This is a genomic window from Georgenia muralis, assembly GCF_003814705.1.
Classification (GTDB): Bacteria; Actinomycetota; Actinomycetes; order Actinomycetales; family Actinomycetaceae; genus Georgenia; species Georgenia muralis.
Genome location: NZ_RKRA01000001.1, coordinates 1,273,865 through 1,295,134 on the forward strand (window position 1 = coordinate 1,273,865; position 21,270 = coordinate 1,295,134).

Annotated in this window: 23 protein-coding genes; 10 read left to right on the forward strand and 13 right to left on the reverse strand. The window is 73.4% G+C overall.

All coding sequences use genetic code 11. The annotated features are described in order from the left end of the window. Window positions 1–112: 112 nt before the first annotated feature. The 3 genes from EDD32_RS05615 (at window position 113) to EDD32_RS19085 (ending at window position 3,945) form a co-directional block, all read left to right on the forward strand. The gene (locus tag EDD32_RS05615; protein ID WP_246005991.1) at window positions 113–583 is read left to right on the forward strand and encodes an RNA polymerase sigma factor; all 471 of its coding nucleotides are present in this window, start codon (window positions 113–115) and stop codon (window positions 581–583) included. A gap of 159 nt (window positions 584–742) precedes the next feature. Further along, the gene (locus tag EDD32_RS05620; RefSeq protein ID WP_123915624.1) at window positions 743–2,176 is read left to right on the forward strand and encodes a hypothetical protein; all 1,434 of its coding nucleotides are present in this window, start codon (window positions 743–745) and stop codon (window positions 2,174–2,176) included. A 107-nt stretch (window positions 2,177–2,283) separates the two neighbouring features. Then, window positions 2,284–3,945 carry a patatin-like phospholipase family protein gene (locus EDD32_RS19085; RefSeq protein ID WP_211338742.1) on the forward strand — a complete coding sequence of 554 codons (1,662 nt, stop codon included), beginning with the start codon at window positions 2,284–2,286 and terminating at the stop codon, window positions 3,943–3,945. Here the strand turns inward: EDD32_RS19085 and EDD32_RS05630 are convergent. The 3 genes from EDD32_RS05630 to EDD32_RS05640 are packed head-to-tail and all read right to left on the reverse strand — an operon-like array spanning window position 3,881 to window position 6,080. Next, entirely contained in the window at window positions 3,881–4,777 is an 897-nt protein-coding gene (locus EDD32_RS05630) for an SDR family oxidoreductase (RefSeq protein WP_246005992.1), read from the reverse strand. The genes EDD32_RS19085 and EDD32_RS05630 overlap by 65 nt on opposite strands. Beyond that, a complete protein-coding gene (locus tag EDD32_RS05635) occupies window positions 4,774–5,034 on the reverse strand; it encodes a hypothetical protein (protein WP_123915627.1) in 261 nt (86 codons plus the stop codon). The genes EDD32_RS05630 and EDD32_RS05635 overlap by 4 nt, the downstream gene beginning before the upstream one ends. A 56-nt stretch (window positions 5,035–5,090) precedes the next feature. Further along, entirely contained in the window at window positions 5,091–6,080 is a 990-nt protein-coding gene (locus EDD32_RS05640; protein ID WP_123915630.1) for a threo-3-hydroxy-L-aspartate ammonia-lyase, read from the reverse strand. A gap of 89 nt (window positions 6,081–6,169) precedes the next feature. Here EDD32_RS05640 and EDD32_RS19755 point away from each other — a divergent pair, with 89 nt between their 5' ends. The 3 genes from EDD32_RS19755 to EDD32_RS05645 all read left to right on the forward strand — a co-directional run bounded on the left by EDD32_RS19755 (window position 6,170) and on the right by EDD32_RS05645 (window position 7,304). Further along, window positions 6,170–6,298 (forward strand): hypothetical protein, encoded by a 129-nt coding sequence (locus EDD32_RS19755; RefSeq protein WP_281274860.1) that lies wholly within the window; start codon window positions 6,170–6,172, stop codon window positions 6,296–6,298. A 108-nt stretch (window positions 6,299–6,406) separates the two neighbouring features. After that, window positions 6,407–6,553 carry a hypothetical protein gene (locus EDD32_RS18780; protein ID WP_170175227.1) on the forward strand — a complete coding sequence of 49 codons (147 nt, stop codon included), beginning with the start codon at window positions 6,407–6,409 and terminating at the stop codon, window positions 6,551–6,553. Window positions 6,554–7,073: 520 nt separating this feature from the next. Then, complete coding sequence (locus tag EDD32_RS05645) at window positions 7,074–7,304, forward strand: hypothetical protein (RefSeq protein WP_123915634.1); 231 nt, start codon at window positions 7,074–7,076, stop codon at window positions 7,302–7,304. A 34-nt stretch (window positions 7,305–7,338) separates the two neighbouring features. On the opposite strand, the gene EDD32_RS05650 is transcribed toward EDD32_RS05645, so the two are convergent. Then, a complete protein-coding gene (locus tag EDD32_RS05650) occupies window positions 7,339–7,908 on the reverse strand; it encodes a GNAT family N-acetyltransferase (protein ID WP_123915637.1) in 570 nt (189 codons plus the stop codon). Window positions 7,909–7,963: 55 nt separating this feature from the next. On the opposite strand from EDD32_RS05650, the gene EDD32_RS05655 reads away from it, so the two are divergent. Then, a complete protein-coding gene (locus EDD32_RS05655; protein WP_123915640.1) occupies window positions 7,964–8,320 on the forward strand; it encodes an antibiotic biosynthesis monooxygenase family protein in 357 nt (118 codons plus the stop codon). A gap of 12 nt (window positions 8,321–8,332) precedes the next feature. Here EDD32_RS05655 and EDD32_RS05660 read toward each other — a convergent pair whose 3' ends face one another. Then, window positions 8,333–8,962 carry a CYTH domain-containing protein gene (locus tag EDD32_RS05660; RefSeq protein WP_123915643.1) on the reverse strand — a complete coding sequence of 210 codons (630 nt, stop codon included), beginning with the start codon at window positions 8,960–8,962 and terminating at the stop codon, window positions 8,333–8,335. A gap of 253 nt (window positions 8,963–9,215) precedes the next feature. On the opposite strand from EDD32_RS05660, the gene EDD32_RS05665 reads away from it, so the two are divergent. After that, window positions 9,216–9,770, forward strand: coding sequence for a 1-acyl-sn-glycerol-3-phosphate acyltransferase (locus EDD32_RS05665; RefSeq protein ID WP_123920219.1), 555 nt, complete (start codon window positions 9,216–9,218; stop codon window positions 9,768–9,770). A gap of 67 nt (window positions 9,771–9,837) precedes the next feature. Here EDD32_RS05665 and EDD32_RS05670 read toward each other — a convergent pair whose 3' ends face one another. From EDD32_RS05670 to EDD32_RS05685, 4 genes are all read right to left on the reverse strand, one after another. Continuing rightward, window positions 9,838–10,566, reverse strand: a complete 729-nt coding sequence (locus tag EDD32_RS05670) for a DUF429 domain-containing protein (RefSeq protein WP_170175228.1) — start codon at window positions 10,564–10,566, stop codon at window positions 9,838–9,840. Between the two features lie 413 nt (window positions 10,567–10,979). Further along, entirely contained in the window at window positions 10,980–11,183 is a 204-nt protein-coding gene (locus tag EDD32_RS05675) for a cold-shock protein (RefSeq protein ID WP_123915649.1), read from the reverse strand. A 294-nt stretch (window positions 11,184–11,477) separates the two neighbouring features. Further along, window positions 11,478–12,476, reverse strand: coding sequence for a cation diffusion facilitator family transporter (locus EDD32_RS05680; protein WP_123915652.1), 999 nt, complete (start codon window positions 12,474–12,476; stop codon window positions 11,478–11,480). Continuing rightward, on the reverse strand, window positions 12,473–12,952 hold the full coding sequence (locus tag EDD32_RS05685; protein ID WP_342771394.1) for a transporter substrate-binding domain-containing protein: 480 nt from the start codon (window positions 12,950–12,952) through the stop codon (window positions 12,473–12,475). The genes EDD32_RS05680 and EDD32_RS05685 overlap by 4 nt, the downstream gene beginning before the upstream one ends. Before the next feature lie 159 nt (window positions 12,953–13,111). Here EDD32_RS05685 and EDD32_RS05690 point away from each other — a divergent pair, with 159 nt between their 5' ends. Both EDD32_RS05690 and EDD32_RS05695 read left to right on the forward strand, forming a co-directional pair. Beyond that, window positions 13,112–13,531 (forward strand): OsmC family protein, encoded by a 420-nt coding sequence (locus EDD32_RS05690; protein ID WP_123915658.1) that lies wholly within the window; start codon window positions 13,112–13,114, stop codon window positions 13,529–13,531. Between the two features lie 191 nt (window positions 13,532–13,722). Continuing rightward, window positions 13,723–14,640, forward strand: a complete 918-nt coding sequence (locus tag EDD32_RS05695; protein WP_123915661.1) for a cation diffusion facilitator family transporter — start codon at window positions 13,723–13,725, stop codon at window positions 14,638–14,640. Between the two features lie 217 nt (window positions 14,641–14,857). Here EDD32_RS05695 and EDD32_RS05700 read toward each other — a convergent pair whose 3' ends face one another. The 4 genes from EDD32_RS05700 to EDD32_RS05715 all read right to left on the reverse strand — a co-directional run bounded on the left by EDD32_RS05700 (window position 14,858) and on the right by EDD32_RS05715 (window position 21,218). Continuing rightward, entirely contained in the window at window positions 14,858–15,178 is a 321-nt protein-coding gene (locus EDD32_RS05700; protein WP_123915664.1) for a hypothetical protein, read from the reverse strand. A gap of 52 nt (window positions 15,179–15,230) precedes the next feature. Beyond that, entirely contained in the window at window positions 15,231–16,295 is a 1,065-nt protein-coding gene (locus tag EDD32_RS05705; protein WP_342771395.1) for an ACT domain-containing protein, read from the reverse strand. Between the two features lie 107 nt (window positions 16,296–16,402). Further along, on the reverse strand, window positions 16,403–19,219 hold the full coding sequence (locus EDD32_RS05710; RefSeq protein ID WP_211338743.1) for a vitamin B12-dependent ribonucleotide reductase: 2,817 nt from the start codon (window positions 19,217–19,219) through the stop codon (window positions 16,403–16,405). A gap of 145 nt (window positions 19,220–19,364) precedes the next feature. Further along, window positions 19,365–21,218 carry an HNH endonuclease signature motif containing protein gene (locus EDD32_RS05715; RefSeq protein WP_170175229.1) on the reverse strand — a complete coding sequence of 618 codons (1,854 nt, stop codon included), beginning with the start codon at window positions 21,216–21,218 and terminating at the stop codon, window positions 19,365–19,367. Between the last annotated feature and the right edge of the window lie 52 nt (window positions 21,219–21,270).

Consider the following 21,270-nt stretch of genomic DNA (forward strand, 5'->3'; position numbering starts at 1 on the left):
AGGGCACCGTCGCGGCAGCGTCGTCGCGCGAGGGTGCCGCACGAGACCTGGGGCGGGCAGTGCCGGCAGACCGCCACCGGGACGGTTCGGCCGGCGGAGCGAGGGAGCGCACGTGGACGAGCGGGACGAGGCATGGTTCGACGCGCTGTTCCATGCCCACGCCGCGGCCGTCTACCGCTACCTCTACCGGCGCGCCCCCCGCGACGCCGAGGACCTCGCCGCCGAGGTCATGACGGTGGCCTGGCGCCGCCGGGCCGACGTGCCCGAGGGCGCGGAGCTGCCCTGGCTCTACCGCACCGCGGGCTTCATCCTGGCGAACCACCGGCGCAAGCACACGGCGGTGCCGATCGCCGACGCCTCGGGCGAGGTCGACGACGGCGACCCCGCGGACGTCGTCGTCGCCGACGACGAGGTGCGCGCCGCCCTGGCGACGCTGAGCCCGCGCGACCGCCGCATCCTGCTGCTCCACGCGTGGGAGGGCGTCGGCGGCGAGGAGCTCGCCGCCGTGCTCGGCATCTCCCGGGGCGGCGCGGACGCGGCGCTGTCCCGGGCGCGCGCACGCCTCGCCGCGGCCTGGGCGTGAGGGCATCTACGCATCGTCTCGTGAGGGAATCTGCGCATCGTGTGAGGACGACGTGCGGGACCGGTGAGGTCGCCGCGCAAGATCCCTCCTCGTCGGCACACATGCCGTGGTGACAGACCGTTTCCGCGGACGACCCGCGGCGGGTCCGAGGAGGTAGTCATGAGCGAACGACACGACGCGATCGACCGGCTGCGGGCTGCCGACCCCGCCCGCGGCGTCGAGCCGGACCTCGCGGCCCTGCGGGCGCGGGTCGACGCCGGCCGGACGGCCGCGCAGGTCGATGCGCCGCACGACCCCTCCCGGGCCGGCTCGACCGGCGGGACGGTCGTCGACCTGGCCGAGCGTCGCCGCCGTCGGGGCCTCCGCCTGGGGGCGGCCGCCGCCGGGGTGGCCCTGCTCGCCGGCGCCTTCGGCCTCGGGCGGACGTTCGGTGTGCCGGAGGCCGGCACGCCGTCGGCCGCCCCGGCGATCTCGCTCGACCGCACGCAGCCCGAGGCCGCCTCGTCCGGCCCCGCGTCGCTGGACGCCTCGACGGCGATCTACCCCGCGCCCAGCTCGAGGCACACCACCTTCCGGTCGCAGGGCCTGAGCGACGACGGCGGGAGCGCCGTGGCGTGGGCGTACGACGCGACCGCCCGCTTCGGCCCCGACCAGGTTCGGGAGCTGGGCGCCGCCGTGGGTCTGTCCGGCGAACCGCGCCAGGAGTTCGGGGCCTGGGTGCTCGGCCCCCAGGACGGCACCGGCCCCTCCCTCTCGGTGGCCCCGGACGGCATGACGTCGGTGAGCTTCTACGACCCGACCAAGGAGCCGTTCCGCTGCGCCGCCGTCGGGGGCGGCACCGAACCAGGTGCGGTGACCGAGCCCGCCCCGGCCATCGAACCCGGCGCCACCGAGCCCGGTGCCACCGGCGAGGACGCCGCCACCTCGGACATGGTCGAGCCGCTGCCGGCGGAGAGCTGCGGACCGGTCGACCTCGGCCCCGCGCCCACGGGTGAGGCCGCCCGCGCGCAGGCGGCGGACGTCCTCACCGCCGCCGGCCTCGACCCCGCGAGCTTCGAGCTCGTCGACACCGCGCTCGGCGACACGACGATGACCGAGGTCCTCGCCCACCACGTCGTCGACGGCCGGCGTACCGGCGCGAGCTGGTACATCATGCTCACCGGCGCCGGCGTGCAGAGCTTCAGCGGCCCCGTGGCCCCCCTCGTCGAGCTCGGTGACTACCCCGTCATCGGCGCCGCGAGCGCCGTGGAGCGGCTGACGGACCCGCGTTTCAGCGACCTCGGCACGTTGAGCATCATGCGTGACGACGTCGACCCCGCCGCGGCCGAGGGTGGTGCCGACGACACGGTCACCAGCGAGGTGGCACCCGATGCCGCGTTCCCGACCGAGCCGCCGGCGCCCGTGACGGCGGGGCAGCCCGTGCCGTGGCCGGTGGAGGAGGTCGCCATCACCGGTGCGACGCTCGGGGTGGCGCAGTACACGACCCCCTCCGGCGCGGCCATGCTCCTGCCCGCGTACGCCCTCACGTCCGAGGACGGCCGCACCTGGTCGGTCCTGGCCGTCGCGGAGGGCTCGCTCGACCTGGCGTCCTGACGGCGCTGCCACGCCGCGGCGACGCACCCGCCGGACCACCATCGCGTGCGGTCCCGGGCACCAGGCCCGGGACTGCTCCTAATGGGGCTACATCTAGCCTGGTGCCCATGCGACGGATCCTGCAGCTGCCCTGGCGCGCCCGGCCCGAGGTCGTCGGCCTCGTCCTCAGCGGCGCCGGCGCCCGGTCGAGCTTCCAGATCGGGGCACTGCGCTACCTCTACGACGAGGTCGGCATCACCCCGCAGGTCATCAGCGGGACCTCGGCAGGCGCGATCCTCGGCTCGGTGCTGGCCCAGGCCGGCGACCACGCCGGCCAACGACGCGCCCTGGCCCACCTCGAGCGCCTGTGGCTGGACATGCAGGACGACTCGGACATGTTCACCGAGCTCGACTGGTACGCCAGGCTCCGGGTGCGAGGCCCGGTCCTCATGAACGCCTTCACGCGCCGCGAGCGCCGGCAGGGGCCGCTCGGCCGGTCCTTCACCCGGGCGGCGTCCCTCACCTCGCAGCGCCTGGGCCTGGGCCGGGACACCCCGGGCGGCGTCGGCCCGGCCGTCCCCGCCATCGGCGCGGTCACCGTCGGCACGTCGCCGGCCGCCACCGGCAGCGCGGCGCCCTTGGGTGGCGGCGCGGCGCCCGTGGGTGACGGCGCGGCGCCCGTGAGTGGCGGCCCGCGTGCCGCCGTGGCCGAGCCCGCGGCGGGCAGCGACTGGAACCCGATCAGCGTCGTCGACGTCATCTCCGCCATCCGCGAGGTGGGCCGGGCCCGGCCGGACCTGGAGATCATCGTCCGCGGTGCCGAGCACGCCCGGTCCATGTACCGGCCCGGACCGATCGTGGACCGGCTGCTCGACCCCGAGGTGTTCGACCCGGCTCGGGTGGCGACGTCGGGGGTCACCCTGCGGGTCGCCGTCGTGGGGCTCGAGTCCGGCGAGCTGCGCTACGTCACCGAGACGGGCCGGCTCGTGGACCGGGAGAACGAGCCGGTGCCGGACGAGCCCGTCGTGGACCTCCCCGAGGCGATCCGCGCCTCGTGCGCGATCCCTGCGGTCTTCCCCCCTGTCCGGCTGGGCTCGGAGCACTACGTCGACGGCGGGGTGCGCGAGACCCTGCCCACGGAGGTCGCCGTCGAGCACCTCGGCGCGACGAAGGTCTACGCCGTCGTCGCCCCGCCCGCGGGCGTGCCGCGCCAGGAGAGCTACGCCCAGAAGGACATGCTCTCCATCGTGCTGCGCTCGACCGCGGGGATCATGTCCGACGAGGAGCTGCGCGACGAGGTCGAGTACGCCCGGGCGGTGGGCGCCGTCGTCATCACCCCCGACCTCGACGTCCACGACGCCCTGACCATCGACCCCGGGCTCACCGCGATCGCGATGGCCTACGGGTGGCTGCGCGCCGCCGAGGTCGTCGAGGGGGCGTCGCCCGCGGAGGAGCAGCTCACGCGGGACATCATCGCGCTGCGCCGGGACGCGTGGGCGCTCGAGGACGCGCTGCTCGCCCCGCCCGAGGACGACGACGCCGCGGCCCGGCAGCGCGTGCCGTGGAGCCTGGGGACCGTGCGCCCGCCCGACCCCGCCCCCGAGCCCGACCTCACCGAGCTCGCCGAGCTCAAGCACCGGCTGCGGGCGCTGGTCACCCAGGCGCCACGCCGCCCGCCCGGCGCCGAGGAGTGGTGGCGCAGGTTCGAGGCGCACCCGTTCGAGATCAGCCGGACGCCGGACTGGACCGGCGAAGAAGCTCGCGAAGGGTCGTCGCGGGTCGACCGGTGAGCCGGGTGACGTCGTCGCTGACCCGCTCCATCTCCCCGGCCGCGATGGCCGTGTAGGTGCTGACCCAGGCGTCCACCTCCCACCGCGGTGCGCCCAGGTGGGCCCGGGAGGCGTACGCCTCCTCGAGCGTCTCGTCGTGGTACCGCACGGGCCGGCCGGCAGCGGTGAGATCGGCGGCGACCTCGCCCAGGGTGAGGGCCTCGGGGCCCGTGAGCTCGTAGGTCGCGCCGTCGTGCCGGGCGGGGTCGCGGAGCACGGCGACGGCGGCGTCCGCCACGTCGTCCAGGGCGACGGCGGACACCCGGCCCTGACCGGCCGGGCCGCGGATCACCCCGTCGTCGCCGGCCAGGAGCGGCAGGAAGTCGGCGTAGAGGTTGTCACGCAGGATGACCGTCGCGACGCCGCTCGCCCTCAGGTGCTGCTCCGTCGCGTGGTGGAGGCGCGCGTGGGCGAAGGTCGCGTCGGGCGCGGCGCCGAAGTACGACGTGTAGACCACCCGCCGGACGCCGGCCGCCACCGCCGCGTCGACGAAGGTCCGGTGCTCCGTCTCCCGGTCGGGGGACTCCGACGCCGAGACCATGAAGAGGGTCTCGACGCCGTCGAGCGCGGCCCGGGCCGCCCCGTGGTCGCCGTAGGTGGCCGCACGGACCTCGGTACGGGGCAGCTCCGGGGCGCGCGCGGGGTCGCGGACCACGAGCAGCTGGTCCACCCCGGCGTCGGCGAGCCGCCGGGCGACCCGCCCGCCGAGCCGGCCGGTCGAGCCGGTGACCGCGATCCGCCCGCCGGCGGCGCGGACGGCACCTGCGCCGTCGGCAGCCACGGGGCGACTCACACGCCCGGCGTCCGCGGCTCGTCGGTGGCAGCGTCGGTGGCAGCGGGCGCACCGGTGCCACCGGCGGAGTCGGCGTCCTCGGGCTCCTCGGTGTCGGCGTCCTCGGGCTCCTCGGTGTCGGCGGGCACGCGCGGCGTCTCACCCTCGACGCCGAAACCCGGTGCGGTCTCCGGGGCCCCGGTACCGGGGTCGGCCGCGGGGATGCCGTCCTCGTCCGCCGGGTGGAGGTTGGGCTGGAAGGGCTGCGCCATCGACATGGTCCCTGCCTACCACCAGCCTACGACGCGCGCACGCCCACCGAGGTGCGGGCGGGTCAGCCCTGACGGCCCGCGTCGGGCCCGACGAGACGGGCGTAGCGGTCGAGGTCGACGTTGCCGCCGGACACGACCACCCCGACCCTGGCACCGGGGAGGTCGGCGGCGATCTGGCGGAGACCGGCGAGGCCCAGGCCCGCCGTGGGTTCGACGACGATCTTCATCGTGGCCGCGAAGGTGCGCATCGCGTCCACCAGATGGTCGTCAGAGGCGGTGAGGACGTCCTCCACCTCGCGCCGGATGATGGGGAAGGTGAGCTCGCCGAGGTGGGTCGTCTGGGCGCCGTCGGCGATGGTCACGGGCGTGTCGATGTGCACGACCCGGCCGCTGCGCAGCGACTGCCGGCCGTCGTCCCCGGCTGCGGGCTCGACGCCGAGGATCCGGGCCGCGGGGCTCAGGGCCCGCACGCTCAGGGCCGTGCCGGCGAGGAGCCCGCCGCCACCGAGCGGCGTGAGGACGACGTCGAGCTCGCCCACCTCCTCGATGAGCTCCTTGGCGGCGGTGCCCTGGCCGGCGATGACGTCGGGGTGGTCGTAGGGCGGGACGAGCGTCAGGCCACCCTCGGCGGCCAGGGCCCGGCCGATCTCCTCCCGGTCCTCGGTGTACCGGTCGTAGGTGACCACCTCGGCGCCGTAGCCACGCGTGGCGGCGACCTTGCTCGCCGGAGCGTCGAGCGGCATGACGATGGTGGCCGGGACGTCGAGCAGCCGGGCCGCGAGCGCGACGGCCTGGGCGTGGTTACCGGAGGAGTACGCGACGACGCCCGCCCGGCGCTGCGCCGCGTCGAAGCGGGACAGGGCGTTGAAGGCGCCCCGGAACTTGAACGCCCCGACCCGCTGGAAGTTCTCGCACTTGAAGTACGCCCGCAGACCCAGCTCGGCGTCCACCCGGGAGGACGTCAGGACGGGGGTGCGGTGCGCGTGGCCGAGGATGCGCTGCGCGGCCGCGGCGACGTCGTCGAAGGTCGGCAGGCGGGCGGTGTGGTCCATGGGTCCTTCCCGGGTAGCTTTCCCGCAGTCAACCACCCGGAGCGAATAATCCGTTGCGCGCCGGTCGCCGTCGGTGGTGCGATGTCTCCATGTTCATCGACCGCCCCGCCACGGAGCGCCGGACCACCGGCGTGCCGCTCGTGCGTGAGGTCGGCGAGGCGTTCGCCCCGGGGACCTTCCCCGCCGGCGTCGCAGAGCGCGGCACGACCCGCGCCTGAGACGGGGCGCCGCCGACGGCGACCCCGCACCTCCCCCACTCCGTCCGCTCCCCGCGGCACGGCACCGGCGCGCCGCCGCGCCCCCGACCGACCCGAAGGAGGCATCCCATGGACCCCGTCCTGGACTCGTACACCGCGCGGCACCTCCAGGGTGCCCTGGACCGGAGGCTCACCCGGCTCGGCGCCGTCCGGACCCGGCGCCCGACCGGCACCCCGGTCTTCCCGACCTTCCCGGGTCACGGGAGGAGCCTGTGACGACACCGACGTCGAGGGCGCCGAGGGCGCCGAGAAGCACCTTGGTGCCTGCCGCACCCGCCTGCGCCCACCCCACCACGACCCCACGAGAGGAGGAGAGCTGATGGACACCTGGCTCGAGCTGCACCGGCTCCGCTCGGCGGAGCTCATCAACGAGGCCCACGCGGCACACGTCCGCCGCGAGCGGTCTCGGGGCGTGCGCGTCTGGAGCCGCTGAGCTCTCCGCACGTCCACCTCGGCCCGGGCCGACCGGATCTCCTCCGGTCGGCCCGGGCCCTTCGCACGCCTCACCCACCACAGACCTCCCACCCCTCACCCACCGCAGCCCTTCGCACCCCCCACCCACCGCAGACCTCCCACACCTCACCCACTGCAGCCCTTCGGGGCCTCACGCCCCGGAGCCCTTGGCACGCCTCACCCGCCGGAGCGTCGCAGACGTCAAAGCGGGTTGACAGACTGATCTCGTCAATGCATATTGACACCAGGGCCGGGCAGGGGAGAGAGGTCGGGAGCAGCCGAGATGGGAGCAGCGGAGATGCGTGCACTGCTGGGTCAGGCCGAGGGCGAGGACCCCCTGGAAGGACTCAGCGCGGTCCGCCGGATGCGCCGGGAGACGGAGATGCTCGAGGAGGTGCTCGTCCACCGGGCACGCGTGTCGGGCGCCTCGTGGGCGGCCATCGCCACCGTCCTGGGGGTCAGCCGGCAGGCCGTCCACAAGAAGTACGGGGGGTCACGGTTCTCGCGGCGCTGAGGCCGGGGTCCGGCAGCAGAGGCCCGGGACCTGCTCACACGTCGATGGCGTAGCGCTCCTCACCTCGACCCGGGTCGGAGGGCAGCGGCTGTCGCTCGCCCGTGGAGGTGAAGCCGAGGCGCTCGTAGAACCTCGCCGCCGCCTCGTTGCCGTCGGCGACGAAGAGCGTCGCCCGTCGCACGCCCTGTGCGCGCACGGCCCGGAGAGCCGCGAGCACCAGGGCGCGGCCGACGCCGGAGCGGCGCACGGCCGGGTCCACCCACATGGAGACGATCTGTCGCTCGTCCGGCCTGCCCTCCTCCTCGATGGTGGTGACGAGACCGACCGGCGCTCCCCGCAACCGCGCCAGGAGTGTCCGGCCGGACCCCGCCCGCTCGCGCCACACCGCGTCGTCGAAGGCGCGCTCACGCTGGAGGGTCGAGCCGAAGGCAGCGGGTGACTCGGCGAGTGCCCGCAGACGGACGTCCCGGTACTCCTGCCAGTCGGCCTCGGTCGCCGCCACGACCACGAGGGCGCCGCCGCTCCGGTCGGCACGATGGTCAGCGGACGGGGTTGCCGGTCCGAGATCTGGAGCTTCGACGGCGTTCCTGCGCGGGTCGGGCATGCGCCACGGTACCGACGGCAGGTCGAGCCGGACCACCGCGGGTCATGATGGCGTCATGAGCATCGTGAAGATCAACGCCATCACCGTCCCGGCGGACAGCGGCGACGAGCTCGCGGCCCGGTTCGCCGCCCGCGCAGGCGCGGTCGAGGGTGTCGACGGTTTCCTGGGGTTCGAGCTGCTCCGGCCGACGGACGGCCGGCACACCTGGCTCGTCGTCACCCGATGGAGGGACGAGGCCACGTACGAGGCCTGGGTCGGCTCCGACTCCTTCGCGGCGGGCCACGGGCACGGACCGGCCGGCGGACACGGACCCGGTGGACACGGGAACGGTAAGGCGCCTGGGGCTCGACCGGTCGGCGTCAGCTCGGAGCAGTGGAGCTTCGACATCGCCGGAGGCTCCGGGATCGAGTAGGTCGAGAAACGCTCAGGCGCGCTCGTTCGTCCCGAAGTCCGTGAGCCAGCGGGGCCCCCGGGTCCGCAGCTCCTCCTCGTACTGCTCGGCCCAGCCCGAGTAGGGCCGGCGGGAGAGTGACTCGTTGGCGAACCGAGGGTCGTCCGTGAGCTCGGACTCGCAGAAGTCCGGGATGACGAGGTCGGTGACCGGACCGCCGCGCTCACACTCGGCCACGATGAGCGGGCCGTTGGCGCCGAGGAACTCGTCGATCACCCAGCCGTCGCCGCCGAGCCACACCGAGTGCCGGTACTTCACGACCTTCGAGCCACCCAGGCGCACCATCTCGCGCCCGACCGCGACGTCGAGGTCCCGCTCGGCCTCGTAGCGCGTACCGCCGGCGGCGGGGCCCTTGGCGGTGAGCGCGCAGAACGTGAACCGGTCGGCGTTCTGGGCAAGCACGGTGAGATCGTCGACGGCGCCGCGCTCGAGGGGCACCCGCGCCGGACCCTGCAACCTGATGCGCAGGGCGTACCCCTCCGCGGCGAGGAAGTAGCTCTGGACGATGAGGTCCGGGACGTCGCCGCGCAGGACGTCCACCGGGAGGTCGCGGACGAAGAACTTCCGCTCGAACTCGAAGTCGCCGTAACCGGTGTCACTCATGCTCGCTCCTCACGCCGTCGCAGGCCACGCCCCTCACGAGACTACGGGCGACCCGCATCCACCCGCACCAGACAGGCCAAGCCCTGGGCCCCACCCGCCCACCGACCGGTGTCTGCGCCTCCTGCCGTCGCGCGTGCGCGCGTGACGGCACACCGCCGCGGACCGGCGCGGCCGGCGGCGGCACCGTCGCCACCTCGATAGGGTCGGGCACGTGAGGACCCTCCGCCACGCCTTCGCCCGTCTCGTGTGGACCATGACCGGGTATCGGCACGTCTCCCAGCCGCTGCCGCCCGACGGCGCCGGCCTGCTCATCGGGGCAACCCACACGTCCAACTGGGACTTCATCCTCATGCTCGGCATCACGTGGGAGCTCGATCTCGAGACACGCTGGCTCGGCAAGCACCAGCTGTTCCGCCGTCCGTTCGGCCCGCTCATGCGCGCCCTGGGCGGCATCCCCGTGGACCGACGCAGCCCGCACGGCCTGGTCTCCGACATCGTCGGCCGCATCCGGTCGGGCGAGCGGTTCTACCTCGTGGTGACGCCCGAGGGGACCCGCGGACGCTCGGAGTACTGGAAGTCCGGCTTCTACCGCATCGCGATGGAGGCGGGTCTGCCCGTCACGCTGGGTTACGTCGACTCCGAGCGGAGGACGACCGGCCTGGGACCCACGCTGCGGCTGACGGGCGACGTGGCCGCCGACATGAACAAGGTCCGCGAGTTCTACGCCGGCAAGCTCGGTTATCGGCCCGACCTCACCACCGAACCGCGCCTGCGCGACGAGACGGGCACACCGAGCGCCTCCGCCTGAGCCGCTCCGGCCTCAGCGCCTCCGCCTGAGCCACCTCGCCCTGGGCCGCTCCGGCCCGCTGCGCCTCTCACGCCCAGATGGCGGCGGCGATCCCGTCGAGGACCTCGGGCGGGCCGGGGAAGGAGACGGCCGCGCCCCGGTGGTACCGGCGGGCCGACCAGGCGGCGACGGCGGCGTCCAGGACGTCGTCGACGGGGACGACCGCGGCGGGCCCCAGGTCGGCCGGCAGGTGCACGCCCGCCCCCGTGAGCAGGTCCAGGCGCGCCCTGGCGCCGGCCCAGCTCTTCTTCGGCCACGGCAGCGGCGACCCGGCGAGGACGGCGAAGCTCACCTCGGGGTGGACCTCCACGACGGCGACCGCCGTCATGCGCACCCACTCCTCCACCTCGAGCAGCGCGGGCCCGAGGGCGTGCGCCTGGCGGCTCAGCCCCACCCCGGTGAGGTCACGGCTGGCCAGGACCGCAGCCGCGTAGTCCGCGGCCTCGAGGGCGGCCCGCACGGGCGTCGGGAAGACGGAGCTGCGTCGCGGGCCCACGACCCGGCGAGCGAGCACGTCGGCCTGCCGCGGTCCGTGTTCCGGCACCCCGATGGGGATGTCGACAGCGACGACGTCGATCTGCCCCTCGCGCTGCGCGGCCAGCACCACGTCGGTGATGGTCGGTCCGACGACCCCGGTGACGGCGGTGCCGAGGTCGCCGGGTCCGGTCGCCGCGACCGTGCCGGCACCCGCGGTGCCGGGCGTACCCACCGTGCCGGCGAGGTCGCGTGGACCGCCCGGTCTGTCCTCCAGGACCACACCGACCCACGCGCCTTCCAGCGGTCCACCCCGAGCACCCTCGCCCTTCCGCCGCGGCGCTCCGGCTCGCCCGGCCGACAGCCGCTCACGGGCTCACCGCCCCGAGGCCGGCCAGCGCTCCGTGACCGACCCCGCCCTCGCGGCGGCGCGAAAGAGCGTGCCTGCTGTCCCACCTCCCGTGAACGAGGAACGCGCTGACGTCCGACCCGGCCCTCATGCCCCCAGGATGTCCCACACCGCTGACACGGGCGATCCAGCCGGCGAGCGCACGAGTCGTCGTGAGGAGCACGGGCGCAACGGGCCGACCGCGGAGGACGGTGGACGCCGGCGCACCGCCCGAGCGAACGGTCCCGACGAGAGAACCCCGGCACCGTTCGGTGCCGGGGTTCCGGTTGCTGGACGCTCAGCGAGCGTCAGAGCGGACGGACGTTCTCCGCCTGCGGGCCCTTGTTGCCCTGCGTGACGTCGAACTCGACCTTCTGGTTCTCCTCGAGGGAGCGGTACCCCGAGGTCGAGATCGCCGAGTAGTGGACGAAGACGTCCGCGGTGTTGTCGTCGGGGGCGATGAAGCCGTACCCCTTCTCAGCGTTGAACCACTTGACGGTTCCGGTGGCCATGGCTACTCCTTGTAGAGCTTGTCAAACGGCCCCGCCTTTCGAGACCGCTTGTCACGGTGTTCTCTGTCTGGCTCCACGAAGGAAAAGCAACCCGGCCGGGACCGGGGACGCGCAAGACTTCGATCCACTGCAACTGGACAGGAGCGTAGGGGAAACCTCGCGCCGGTGTCACGAGGATCAACAGGGAGTTCACGCACCGGTCGGCGCCGGTTCACGGGCCCGCCCCAGCCCCCGGCACCCGAGCCGGGCGGGCGACCTCGGCACCTGGGCCCCCACCTGGCACGGAACCTTCGCTCAGGACGCGTCGTGGCCCGCCGTCTCCTCGCGCAGGCCGGGCAGGAACTCCTCGGGAAGCTCCTCGACGGGGACGACCACGGCGTCCTGAACCTTCCAGTCGAGGTCGCACAGCAGCTCTCGCGCCCGCGACAGCTCGGTCAGGTCCGGCGCGCCGTCCACCGGGACGACGAACGCCTCGACGTGGAAGACGTGACCCTCGTCGCGCACCCGCGAGCGCGCCTTGTCCACCCACGGCAGCGCGCCGAGCGCCGCGTCGATCCGCCGTACGAGGGGGTGCGGGCCCTCGCCGTCGTAGGTCTCCGCCCGGGCGTCCATGATGGCGCTGACGGCGACGCGCATGTTGCGCACGCCGTCGCGAAGGATGCTCCCGGAGATGAACAGGGCGGCGACGGCGTCCGCCCACCACAGACCCAGGCCGATGCCGACGACCCCGGCGATGCCGCCGACGGCGGTCATCCAGTCGGCCTTGTTCATGTCGGCGTCGGCATAGAGGACCCGGTCGTGGAGCTTCTCGGCGAGCGGCATCTTCGCCCGGCCGAGGAGCACCGGTGGCACGGCCGTGTAGGCCATGACGCCGATCATGAGCCAGCCGGACCACACCGGCTGGCCGGCGACCTCCATGAGCCCGACCGGCGGGTGCTCGGCCTTGACCAGTCCCGAGCCCGAGTCCCACACCATGAACGCACCCATCGCGACGAGCGCGGTCGCCGCCACGAGGTGACCGACGGCGACGGCCCGGTGGTAGCCGTACGGGTGGCGGGCACTGGGCCGACGGCGCGTGACGCGGACGGCGACGAGGAACGAGATCGGCGGGATGAAGGAGAGCATGTCCTCCATCCACGCCGCCTTCATCGCCTGCGAGCTGCCCATGACGAGGTACACCCCGGTCACGGCGGTGACGAGGAAGGCGATGGTCAGCCACGCCAGCCGGACGGCGCGGCGCAGCGCCCGCTCCTGCTCGTCGGGGAGCTCGGTGTGGCCGAACCGCGCGGTCATGGCCGGACCTCCGTGGTGAGCAGGAAGCGCTCGAGCTCGACGAGGAACGCGTTCTCCCCCATCGGCGCGGCCATCACCCGCAGCTCCTTCTGGCCGTCGGCAGCCACGGTCTCGAGGTAGCGGTAGGTCAGTGCGACGTGTGAGGACCACGGCGACCTGGCGGTGAGCCCGCCGACGACGAGGTCGAGCTCACGATCCTCGAGCCGGCCCATGAGGTCCTCCTCGCCGCCGGCCGTCCACTCGACGTCGGCGTCGATCGTCTCCGCGAAGTCCCGCACGAGGTCCGGCTCGATGCCCTCGGGCTCGGCGCCGGTGCCCTCCGGCAGGTCGGTCCAGGGCGGGTTGGGTGAGACGCCGACACGGAGGGTCCCGCCCGTCACCCGGTCGAGGGTGCCCTCAGGGTCGGTGGGGATGGTCGCGGAGCATCCGCCCAGCAGCGCCACACCCAGCAGTGATGCGACAAGCGTCCTGGTCACGGTCCCAGTGAACCGCTCCGCGCGCATTCCGCACGTCGGGGCCCGTGGAGCAGGTACCGTGCCGCCAACCGCGTGCGCGGACCGGCACCCGTCACTCCCCACCGTCCCGCCGGTGCAGACCGCTCGTGCCACGCCCGCGCACCCGAGCGGAGGAGCGACATGGGCTACGAGGTCGAGGTCCGGAACGTCGACGGGCAGGTCACGGCGCTGGGGTCGGCGGGTCCGTACACGCTTGTCGTGGACCGCCCTCGGGACCAGGGCGGCGGGGGCCGCGGCCTCAGCGGCGGGCAGCTCCTCCATCTCGCGGTCGCCGGGTGCGTCTCCAACGACCTCTTCCGGGAGGCGGCCGCCCGCGGGATCACCCTGAGGCGGGTGGTGGTCACCGCGGACGGCGGCTTCGCCGGGGACCCGGCTGTCTCGACCGGCATCGTCTACGACGTGGAGGTCGAGGGGGACGCCGACGACGAGACGCTCGCCGCGCTGGTCGGGCACGTCGACGCGATCGCCGAGATCCCCGGCTCCCTCCGCGCGGGCGCCGCCGTGACACTGGGCAGGGCCCGGGTCCGCGGCACGGAATGAGGTGCCACGCTCGCGGGACGACTCGTCCGGCGGGTGGCCGGCGTCGCCGTGGCCGGCCAGTGGGACCGCGCGCCCGCCCGGTGCCGCCGCTCGCCCGCCCGGCGGTGGGACCGCGCGCCCGCCCGGTGCCACCGTTCGCCCGCCGGTGGGACCGCAGTGCTCCGATCCGCCGCCGAGGGGAGGATGTACCCATGGCATCCCACAGCCACGGGCACTCGCACGCCGGCGCGAGCCGGCGGCGGCTGGCCATCGCGTTCGTCACGACGACGGCGGTGCTGGTGGCGGAGGTCGTCGGCGCCATCATCACCGGGAGCCTCGCGCTCCTCGTGGACGCCGCCCACATGCTCACCGACTCGGTCGGGCTCCTCATGGCGCTCACCGCAGCCACGCTCACCCTCCGCCCACCCACCACACGGCGGACGTGGGGACTCCACCGCGCCGAGGTCCTCGCGGCCGCGGCCCAGGCGGCCCTCCTCCTCGCGGTCGGGGTGTACGCGGTCATCGAGGCGGTCCGCCGGTTCATGGAGCCGCCCGAGATCCCCTCCACGAGCCTGCTGGTCTTCGGCGTCGTCGGGCTCGCGGCCAACCTCGTGGCCATGGCGGTCCTGGCCGGCGGGCGCCACGGCAACCTCAACATCCGGGCTGCGTTCCTCGAGGTGGTCAACGACGCTCTCGGCTCGGTGGCCGTCATCGTCGCCGCGCTCGTCATCGCCACCACCGGCTGGACCCGCGCCGACGCCGTCGCCGCCGTCCTCATCAGCGCCCTGATCGTGCCGCGGACCGTCATGCTGCTCCGCGAGGCCACCGACGTGCTGCTGGAGTCGACCCCCAGCGGTCTCGACCTCGACCAGGTGCGGGAGCACATCCTCGGCGTGCCGCACGTCAAGGACGTCCACGACCTCCACGCGTCGCAGATCTCCTCGGGGCTGCCGGTCCTGTCGGCGCACGTCGTCGTCGAGGACGAGTGCTTCGTCGACGGCGACCTGCCGGCCCTGCTGGGCAGTCTCCAGGCGTGCGTCGCCGAGCACTTCCCGGTGAGCGTCGCGCACTCGACCTTCCAGCTCGAACCTGTCGCGCACCGCGCGAACGAGGCGCACGTCCACGACTAGTCACCGCGGCGGGCCGGGCTCTCCCCGAGGCCGGTGCGGACGCGCGGGCTCAGCGTCTGCGGGACGTCCGGGCGCAGCCCTGTCGATCTCGGGGACAAGGGCGGACGGATGCGCGAGGCTCAGCACCGGCGGGCGCGTGGGTTCCGGTGCCTGCTGACGCGGGACTCAGCTCAGCGGCCGCGGGCGCGCCGGGGGCCGGTGCCTGCTGACGCGATCCTCAGCGCCGGCGCGACCGTGCGGGTACCGCGGCGCCGCCGCCGCGACCGAGCGTCCCGAAGATGGTCGACACGCCGGCCATGAAGCCGACGTCGTACCAGCCGCCGTTGTTCACGACCTCGTAGATGCCGACGTCCTCGTTGAAGAGCGAGACGATGATCGTCACCGGGCTGATGAGGCCGTGCCACAGCCCCTGCCAGAAGCCGGCCTCAGCGCTCGGCTCGGCGACGTCGTTGAGGCCGGCCGCGCACGCTCCCAGAAGCAGTGCGGCGGCCACGACGACGAGGACCACCCGGAGCAGCCTTGCGTGGTTCCGCTCCATGCCAACACCTCCGCCTCAAGGGAATGCCACCGACGCGGGCCGCGACAGTGCCCTAGGTCCCCGCGGGCCTGTCCGCCCGCTGCGACTCGACGACCTCGGCCACCGCTCGACCCGACGGCCCGCCGCACCGGCCCACCGGACCGGGACCGTGCATGGCCGCCGAGCCGGAGCCCGAACCCGTACCCGAACCCGTACCCGAACCCGTACCCGAACCGGAGCCCGAACCTGAACCGGAGCCGGAGCCGTCCTTGGCGGCACCGGGCAGAGCGGCCCGCGCGCCAGGGATCTCCGGGGCCGCGACGGCCGTTCCGTGCTCGACGAGCTCAGCCAGCTCCGCGAGCCGGTGGGCGCGGGCCGACTCGGCCGGCGTGAACGGCTCCCCGGGCCGGGTGAAGACGAGCGCGCCGTACCAGCGGGAGTGGACCTTGAGGCGGGTCGCGTCTCCGGAGAGGTGAGAGGTGGGCTCACCAGGGCTGCCCGCCGCCAGCTCGGCACCGAGGAGGTCGGCCACGGCGCCCGGCAGCTCGCTCGGGTCCCCCGCGACACGAAGGGCCTGACCGAGCGCCTTGGTCTGACCGTCGACCAGCGCGAGGGCGGTGGTGGGCCACACCCGCGGGTCCCCGCCGCCACCGTCGGTGACCGCCTCGAGGATGTCGCGCGCCTGGACACCGTCCGGGGCGGCGACGACGAACTCGTCGACCGCCTCGCGGTCGGCGGGATGGACGTGCACGCCGAGGATGTTCGCGTCGAGGAGCGCGAGCTGGTGCGTGATGGCACCGAGGGCACCCGGGGTGTCGGCGACGACGGTGCGGATCCGCCACAACGAGCCCGCGTCGGTCAGGCGCGAGCGCTCACGGAGGGCGGGGCTGTGCAGCCAGCGCCGGAAGATGCGCATGACCGACGGCTCGGCCACCCAGATCACCAGGACCGTCGCGGTGAACGTCAGCACCGCCACCTTGAGCACGTAGGAGAGGTCGCTGCCCACGACGAGGGCGTGGACCGCGAGCTCGATCGGCAGCATCGCGGCCAGGTTCGCCACGGTGAGCCGGGCCTTTCGCGGCTCGGGCAGACGGCCGCAGACCTCGCAGGCAAGGTCGGAGACAGCACTCGCGCTCATGCTTCAACGGTGCCCGACCTGTGTTTCACCGTGGTTGCGGCGGCGTGACGACTCGACGACGGAGCCCGGCACCCCGTCAGGGGTGCCGGGCTCACCGGGCGATCCGATCAGCTGCAGCCGGAGGTGGAGCCGCAGCTCTCGCACACGTAGCAGGTGCCCGAGGGGCGCATCTTCGTCCCGCACGAGAAGCAGAGCGGGGCGTCGGCCGCCTGCCCCTGCTGCAGCTCGAGCAGCTCGGCCGAGGAGTGCACCGTATCCGTCCGGCGGGACGGATACGGAGCGGCTGCCGCGGGCGCCGGCGACTCGGTCTCCGGAGCCTCGAGGTCGACGTCCTCAGGAGCCTCGTACGAGCCGGTCTCCAGGTTCCTGGTCCGCTCCGCCGTCGTGTAGATCCCCATCGAGGAACGGGCCTCGAACGACAGGTGGTCCAGCGCCAGGCGCCGGAAGATGTAGTCCATGATCGACTGCGCCATCCGGATGTCGGGGTCGTCGGTCAGCCCCGCCGGCTCGAAGCGCAGGTTGGTGAACTTCCGGACGTAGGTCTCGAGGGGAACGCCGTGCTGGAGGCCGACGGAGACCGCGATGGAGAAGGCGTCCATGACGCCCGAGAGCGTCGAGCCCTGCTTGCCGAGCTTGAGGAACACCTCGCCGAGTCCGTCGTCGGGGTAGGACCCGGCGGTCATGTACCCCTCGGCCCCACCCACGGTGAACGACGTCGTGATCGACGGACGCTGCTTGGGCAGGCGCTTCCGGACGGCCTTCTGGGGCGCGTCGGGCACCGGTGCAGGTGCCGGCGCGACCTTCTTCTCCGTGCGCCCGTCGGAGAGCGGCTGGCCCACCTTGCAGTTGTCGCGGTACACGGCCAGCGCCTTGAGACCGAGCTTCCACCCGTCGAAGTAGACCTTCTCGATGTCGTCGACCGTGGCGGTCTCGGGGAGGTTCACGGTCTTGGAGATCGCGCCGGACAGGAACGGCTGGACCGCGGCCATCATCTTGACGTGCCCCATCGGGGCGATGGCACGCCGTCCCATCGCGGTGTCGAAGACCTCGTAGTGCTCGCGGCTGAGCCCGGGGGCGTCCACAACGTTCCCGTGCTCGGCGATGTGCTCGACGACCGCCTCGACGGCGTCCTCGGCGTACCCGAGCCGGCGCAGCGCCCGCGGGACCGTCTGGTTGACGATCTGCATCGAGCCGCCACCGACGAGCTTCTTGAACTTGACCAGCGAGAAGTCGGGCTCGATGCCGGTGGTGTCGCAGTCCATCATGAAGCCGATGGTGCCGGTGGGCGCCAGCAGCGACGCCTGCGCGTTGCGCCAGCCGGACTTCTCACCGATCCTCAGGCCGGCCCGCCACTCCTCGGTGGCCGCGGCATGGATGGCGGCGTCCACCTCGTCGACGGTGCGCAGGTCGTCGTTCGCGACGGCGTGCTTGCGCATGACCCGCTGGTGGCCGACCGCGTTGCGGGCGTACCCCTCGTACGGGCCGAGGGCCGCGGCCAGCTCGGCGGACCGCCGGTAGGCCGCACCGGTCATGAGCGACGTGATGGCGGCGGCCAGGGAGCGGCCGCCGTCGGAGTCGTAGCCGTGCCCGGTGGCCATGAGCAGCGCACCGAGGTTGGCGTAACCGATGCCGAGCTGCCGGTAGGCCCGGGTGGTCTCCCCGATGGCCTCGGTGGGGAAGTCGGCGAAGGAGATGGAGATGTCCATCGCGGTGATGATCAGCTCGACCGCAGCGGTGAACCGCGCGACGTCGAAGGTGTCGTCGTCCCGGAGGAACTTGAGCAGGTTGACCGAGGAGAGGTTGCACGAGGAGTTGTCCAGGTGCATGTACTCCGAGCACGGGTTCGAGGCCGTGATCCGCCCCGACTCGGGGGACGTGTGCCAGGCGTTGATCGTGTCGTCGTACTGGAGGCCGGGGTCGGCGCACTCCCACGCCGCCTTGGCGATCTTGCGGAACAGGGTCTTGGCGTCGACCTCCTCGACGACCCTGCCGTCCTGCCGGGCCCTGAGGCCGAAGGACCTGCCCTCCTCGACGGCGTTCATGAACTCGTCGGTGACGCGCACGGAGTTGTTGGCGTTCTGGTACTGGACCGAGACGATGTCCCGACCGCCGAGGTCCATGTCGAACCCGGCCTCGCGGAGGGCGCGGATCTTGTCCTCCTCGCGCGCCTTGGTCTCGACGAACTCCTCGATGTCGGGGTGGTCGACGTCGAGGACCACCATCTTCGCGGCGCGGCGCGTGGCGCCGCCGGACTTGATGGTGCCTGCGGAGGCGTCGGCGCCGCGCATGAAGGAGATCGGCCCGGACGCCGCACCGCCCGAGGACAGCAGCTCCTTGGAGGAGCGGATGCGGGAGAGGTTGAGGCCGGCGCCGGAGCCGCCCTTGAAGATCAGCCCCTCCTCCCGGTACCAGTTGAGGATCGACTCCATCGTGTCGTCGACGGAGAGGATGAAGCAGGCACTGACCTGCTGCGGCGACGACGTACCGACGTTGAACCACACGGGTGAGTTGAAGGCGAAGTACTGGTGGAGGAGGAGCCAGGTGAGCTCGTCGGCGAAGGTGGTCGCGTCCTCCGCGGTGGCGAAGTAGCCGTGCTCGGTCCCCGCCGCGGTGTACGTGCGCACGACCCGGTCGATGAGCTGACGAAGGCTCGACTCGCGGGCCTCGGTCCCGACCGCCCCACGGAAGTACTTGGTGGTGACGATCGTCGAGGCGTTCATCGACCAGGTGGACGGGAACTCCACGCCCCGTTGCTCGAAGATCGTCTCGCCGGACTTCCAGTTGGTCTGGACGACGTCGCGCCGCTCCCAGGTCACCTCGTCGTACGGGTGGACACCCGCCGTGGAGAAGACGCGCGGGACAGGAAGGCCCTGCCGCCGTCGCGCCGAGCCGGACTTCCTGCTCGCTTCCGGGGTCACGGACATGAGTTGCTCCTCTAGAGGGTTCCGCAGGGTGCAGACCGGGACCTTGGTCCCCATTGTCCACCCGATCTGACTGGTTGTCACCACAACATGTGGGGTACTTACGCAAGTGTAAGCCCTAGATGTTGTGGTGCGAAGGATCTTTGGCTCAGAACGGCGGGTCGGGGTCATGCCCAGCGACGTGGTCGTCCCACGACGCCGGGAGGGTCGGCTGGCCGGCGCGGGACGCGCGCCTTCCACCTGCTCGTGCGCCGTCGTCGCGGGTCCGGGGGTCGCCTCGGCGGGTTCCGTCCCTGCGACGGGGGTGACCCGGCGACGGCCGCGCCGACGTCGGTGACGACGCCTTCCCGCCGGCGCGGGCGTCCCGCCCACCGGAGCGACGCAGAGCTGCGGTCACGGCGGTTCCGCGCCGGTCGGCGGGCTCGCGTCCGGGCAGGGCGCCGGGCGTCCCCCCGGGCGGCCCCCCGGGCGGAGGATCCGGCGACGGCAGGGGCGGACCGGGCGCCGGGTGGGCGGCCGCGTCGTCCTGGAGCCGCGGCGGCCACGACGCAAGGAGCGCTGCGGCGCCCGGGGGCGGTGTGGGTGTCGAGATCGCGCCGGCTTCGAATCCATCGAGGACCGGCTCACCATGGCTCGACCTCGTGCGCCGGGAGACCGGCCTCCGGTGGGTCGAGCCGATCACGCGACCGTCGCGGTGGTGGAAGGCGAAACCGTCGGACAGCACCTCGATGCGGATGTGGGAGTCGTGGACGCGGTGATGGTGGAACGTGCACATGGTGATGCCGTTGTCGACCGACGTCGGACCTCCACGGGAGTACCACCGGATGTGGTGGACCTCGCACCAGGCTGCCTTGATCGAGCATCCCGGCCACTGACAGGTCCGGTCCCGCGTGACCACGGCCCGGCGGACCTCCTTGGTGTAGGTCCGAACCGTCTGCCCCACGTCCATCGGGACCGACCCGGCACCCATGACGACCCGTGTCATCTCGCAGTCGCACAGCAGCCGCGCGAGCTCGCCGAGCGGCACCAGCGTGCCATCCTCGAGCTCTGCGGGCGCGACGTCGGGCAGAGCTGCCGGTTCCGGGAGCGCGACATCGGAGCTCGGCGTCGCCTCGTTCCCACCCGGCGCGCCGTCGGGCCGCGTACCGGCCGTGGAGGTACCGACGGTGGGTGCGATCGCCGCCGCATCAGCGGCTTCGGCGTCGGCAAGGTGCTGCTGCACGGCGGACCATGTCTTCGCGTCGACCACCACAGCGATGTGCGGGCGCACCTGGGCACCGGTGAGGTCCGCACCCACCTGGAGAACGCGCGACGCCATGGTGACGAGCGCATCGGCGCGGCGCTGGTCCCTGGTCCGCAGGTCAGTCTTGGCCGGGACACCGCACACCGCGTCGAGCGCCGTCTCCACGATGGCGCCCGACACCTCGTCGAGGACCCACTCCCCCACCCGAGCACCGCCTGAGCGCCTCGTGTGGACGGCGCGGCGGCGCCACACGGCGTCGAACGCCTCCTGAGCAGCACGGGCGTCGATCTCCGCAGCCACCTTCTTGGCCTCGCGCGCCAGCTCGGGGGCCGAGAGCCCCCTCGTCCGGGCGAGCAGCTCCCCTGCGGCACCGTTGACGAGTGCGTCCTTCACCGCAGGCGAGGCGCCGGCACGCAACCGGCCGAGAGCGCGCGCGTGCTCGAGGCCAGCACTGCCCTCGTTCACGGCCTCCGCGAGCTCGGGGATCTCCTCGAGAACCTCGGCGACCTCGAGCTCACCCCTGGCCCGGCCGCGCCCGGCTCCACTGGTCCGCGCCCGCCAGTCCGTGAAGTCACGGTCCTGACCGTTGGCCCACCGGCCGTCCTGCCGATGGGCCAGGAGGACCTTGCCGCTGTAGACCGTGAGGTCTTTCACCACCGCGTCGAGAGCGGCAATGACCTGCTCACGTTCGGTGTGACCCCACTCGACGGCAGTGCCGGCCGGTAGCTCACGCATCGTGGAGGCGACGACCTCAGCCATCGCCGCAACCTTCCGCAAGGGCCCAGCGGCGGGCGCGGGCGAGGCATCAAGT

What these genes read in the sequence shown, in the direction of transcription:
- EDD32_RS05620 (WP_123915624.1), top strand. Translation starts at nt 743, where the DNA reads ATGAGCGAACGACACGACGCGATCGACCGGCTGCGGGCTGCCGACCCC.
- EDD32_RS19085 (WP_211338742.1), top strand. Translation starts at nt 2,284, where the DNA reads ATGCGACGGATCCTGCAGCTGCCCTGGCGCGCCCGGCCCGAGGTCGTC.
- EDD32_RS05635 (WP_123915627.1), bottom strand. Translation starts at nt 5,034, where the DNA reads ATGTCGATGGCGCAGCCCTTCCAGCCCAACCTCCACCCGGCGGACGAG.
- EDD32_RS05640 (WP_123915630.1), bottom strand. Translation starts at nt 6,080, where the DNA reads ATGGACCACACCGCCCGCCTGCCGACCTTCGACGACGTCGCCGCGGCC.
- EDD32_RS19755 (WP_281274860.1), top strand. Translation starts at nt 6,170, where the DNA reads ATGTTCATCGACCGCCCCGCCACGGAGCGCCGGACCACCGGCGTGCCG.
- EDD32_RS18780 (WP_170175227.1), top strand. Translation starts at nt 6,407, where the DNA reads ATGGACCCCGTCCTGGACTCGTACACCGCGCGGCACCTCCAGGGTGCC.
- EDD32_RS05645 (WP_123915634.1), top strand. Translation starts at nt 7,074, where the DNA reads ATGGGAGCAGCGGAGATGCGTGCACTGCTGGGTCAGGCCGAGGGCGAG.
- EDD32_RS05650 (WP_123915637.1), bottom strand. Translation starts at nt 7,908, where the DNA reads ATGCCCGACCCGCGCAGGAACGCCGTCGAAGCTCCAGATCTCGGACCG.
- EDD32_RS05655 (WP_123915640.1), top strand. Translation starts at nt 7,964, where the DNA reads ATGAGCATCGTGAAGATCAACGCCATCACCGTCCCGGCGGACAGCGGC.
- EDD32_RS05660 (WP_123915643.1), bottom strand. Translation starts at nt 8,962, where the DNA reads ATGAGTGACACCGGTTACGGCGACTTCGAGTTCGAGCGGAAGTTCTTC.
- EDD32_RS05665 (WP_123920219.1), top strand. Translation starts at nt 9,216, where the DNA reads ATGACCGGGTATCGGCACGTCTCCCAGCCGCTGCCGCCCGACGGCGCC.
- EDD32_RS05675 (WP_123915649.1), bottom strand. Translation starts at nt 11,183, where the DNA reads ATGGCCACCGGAACCGTCAAGTGGTTCAACGCTGAGAAGGGGTACGGC.
- EDD32_RS05680 (WP_123915652.1), bottom strand. Translation starts at nt 12,476, where the DNA reads ATGACCGCGCGGTTCGGCCACACCGAGCTCCCCGACGAGCAGGAGCGG.
- EDD32_RS05690 (WP_123915658.1), top strand. Translation starts at nt 13,112, where the DNA reads ATGGGCTACGAGGTCGAGGTCCGGAACGTCGACGGGCAGGTCACGGCG.
- EDD32_RS05695 (WP_123915661.1), top strand. Translation starts at nt 13,723, where the DNA reads ATGGCATCCCACAGCCACGGGCACTCGCACGCCGGCGCGAGCCGGCGG.
- EDD32_RS05700 (WP_123915664.1), bottom strand. Translation starts at nt 15,178, where the DNA reads ATGGAGCGGAACCACGCAAGGCTGCTCCGGGTGGTCCTCGTCGTCGTG.
- EDD32_RS05705 (WP_342771395.1), bottom strand. Translation starts at nt 16,295, where the DNA reads ATGAGCGCGAGTGCTGTCTCCGACCTTGCCTGCGAGGTCTGCGGCCGT.
- EDD32_RS05710 (WP_211338743.1), bottom strand. Translation starts at nt 19,219, where the DNA reads ATGTCCGTGACCCCGGAAGCGAGCAGGAAGTCCGGCTCGGCGCGACGG.
- EDD32_RS05715 (WP_170175229.1), bottom strand. Translation starts at nt 21,218, where the DNA reads ATGGCTGAGGTCGTCGCCTCCACGATGCGTGAGCTACCGGCCGGCACT.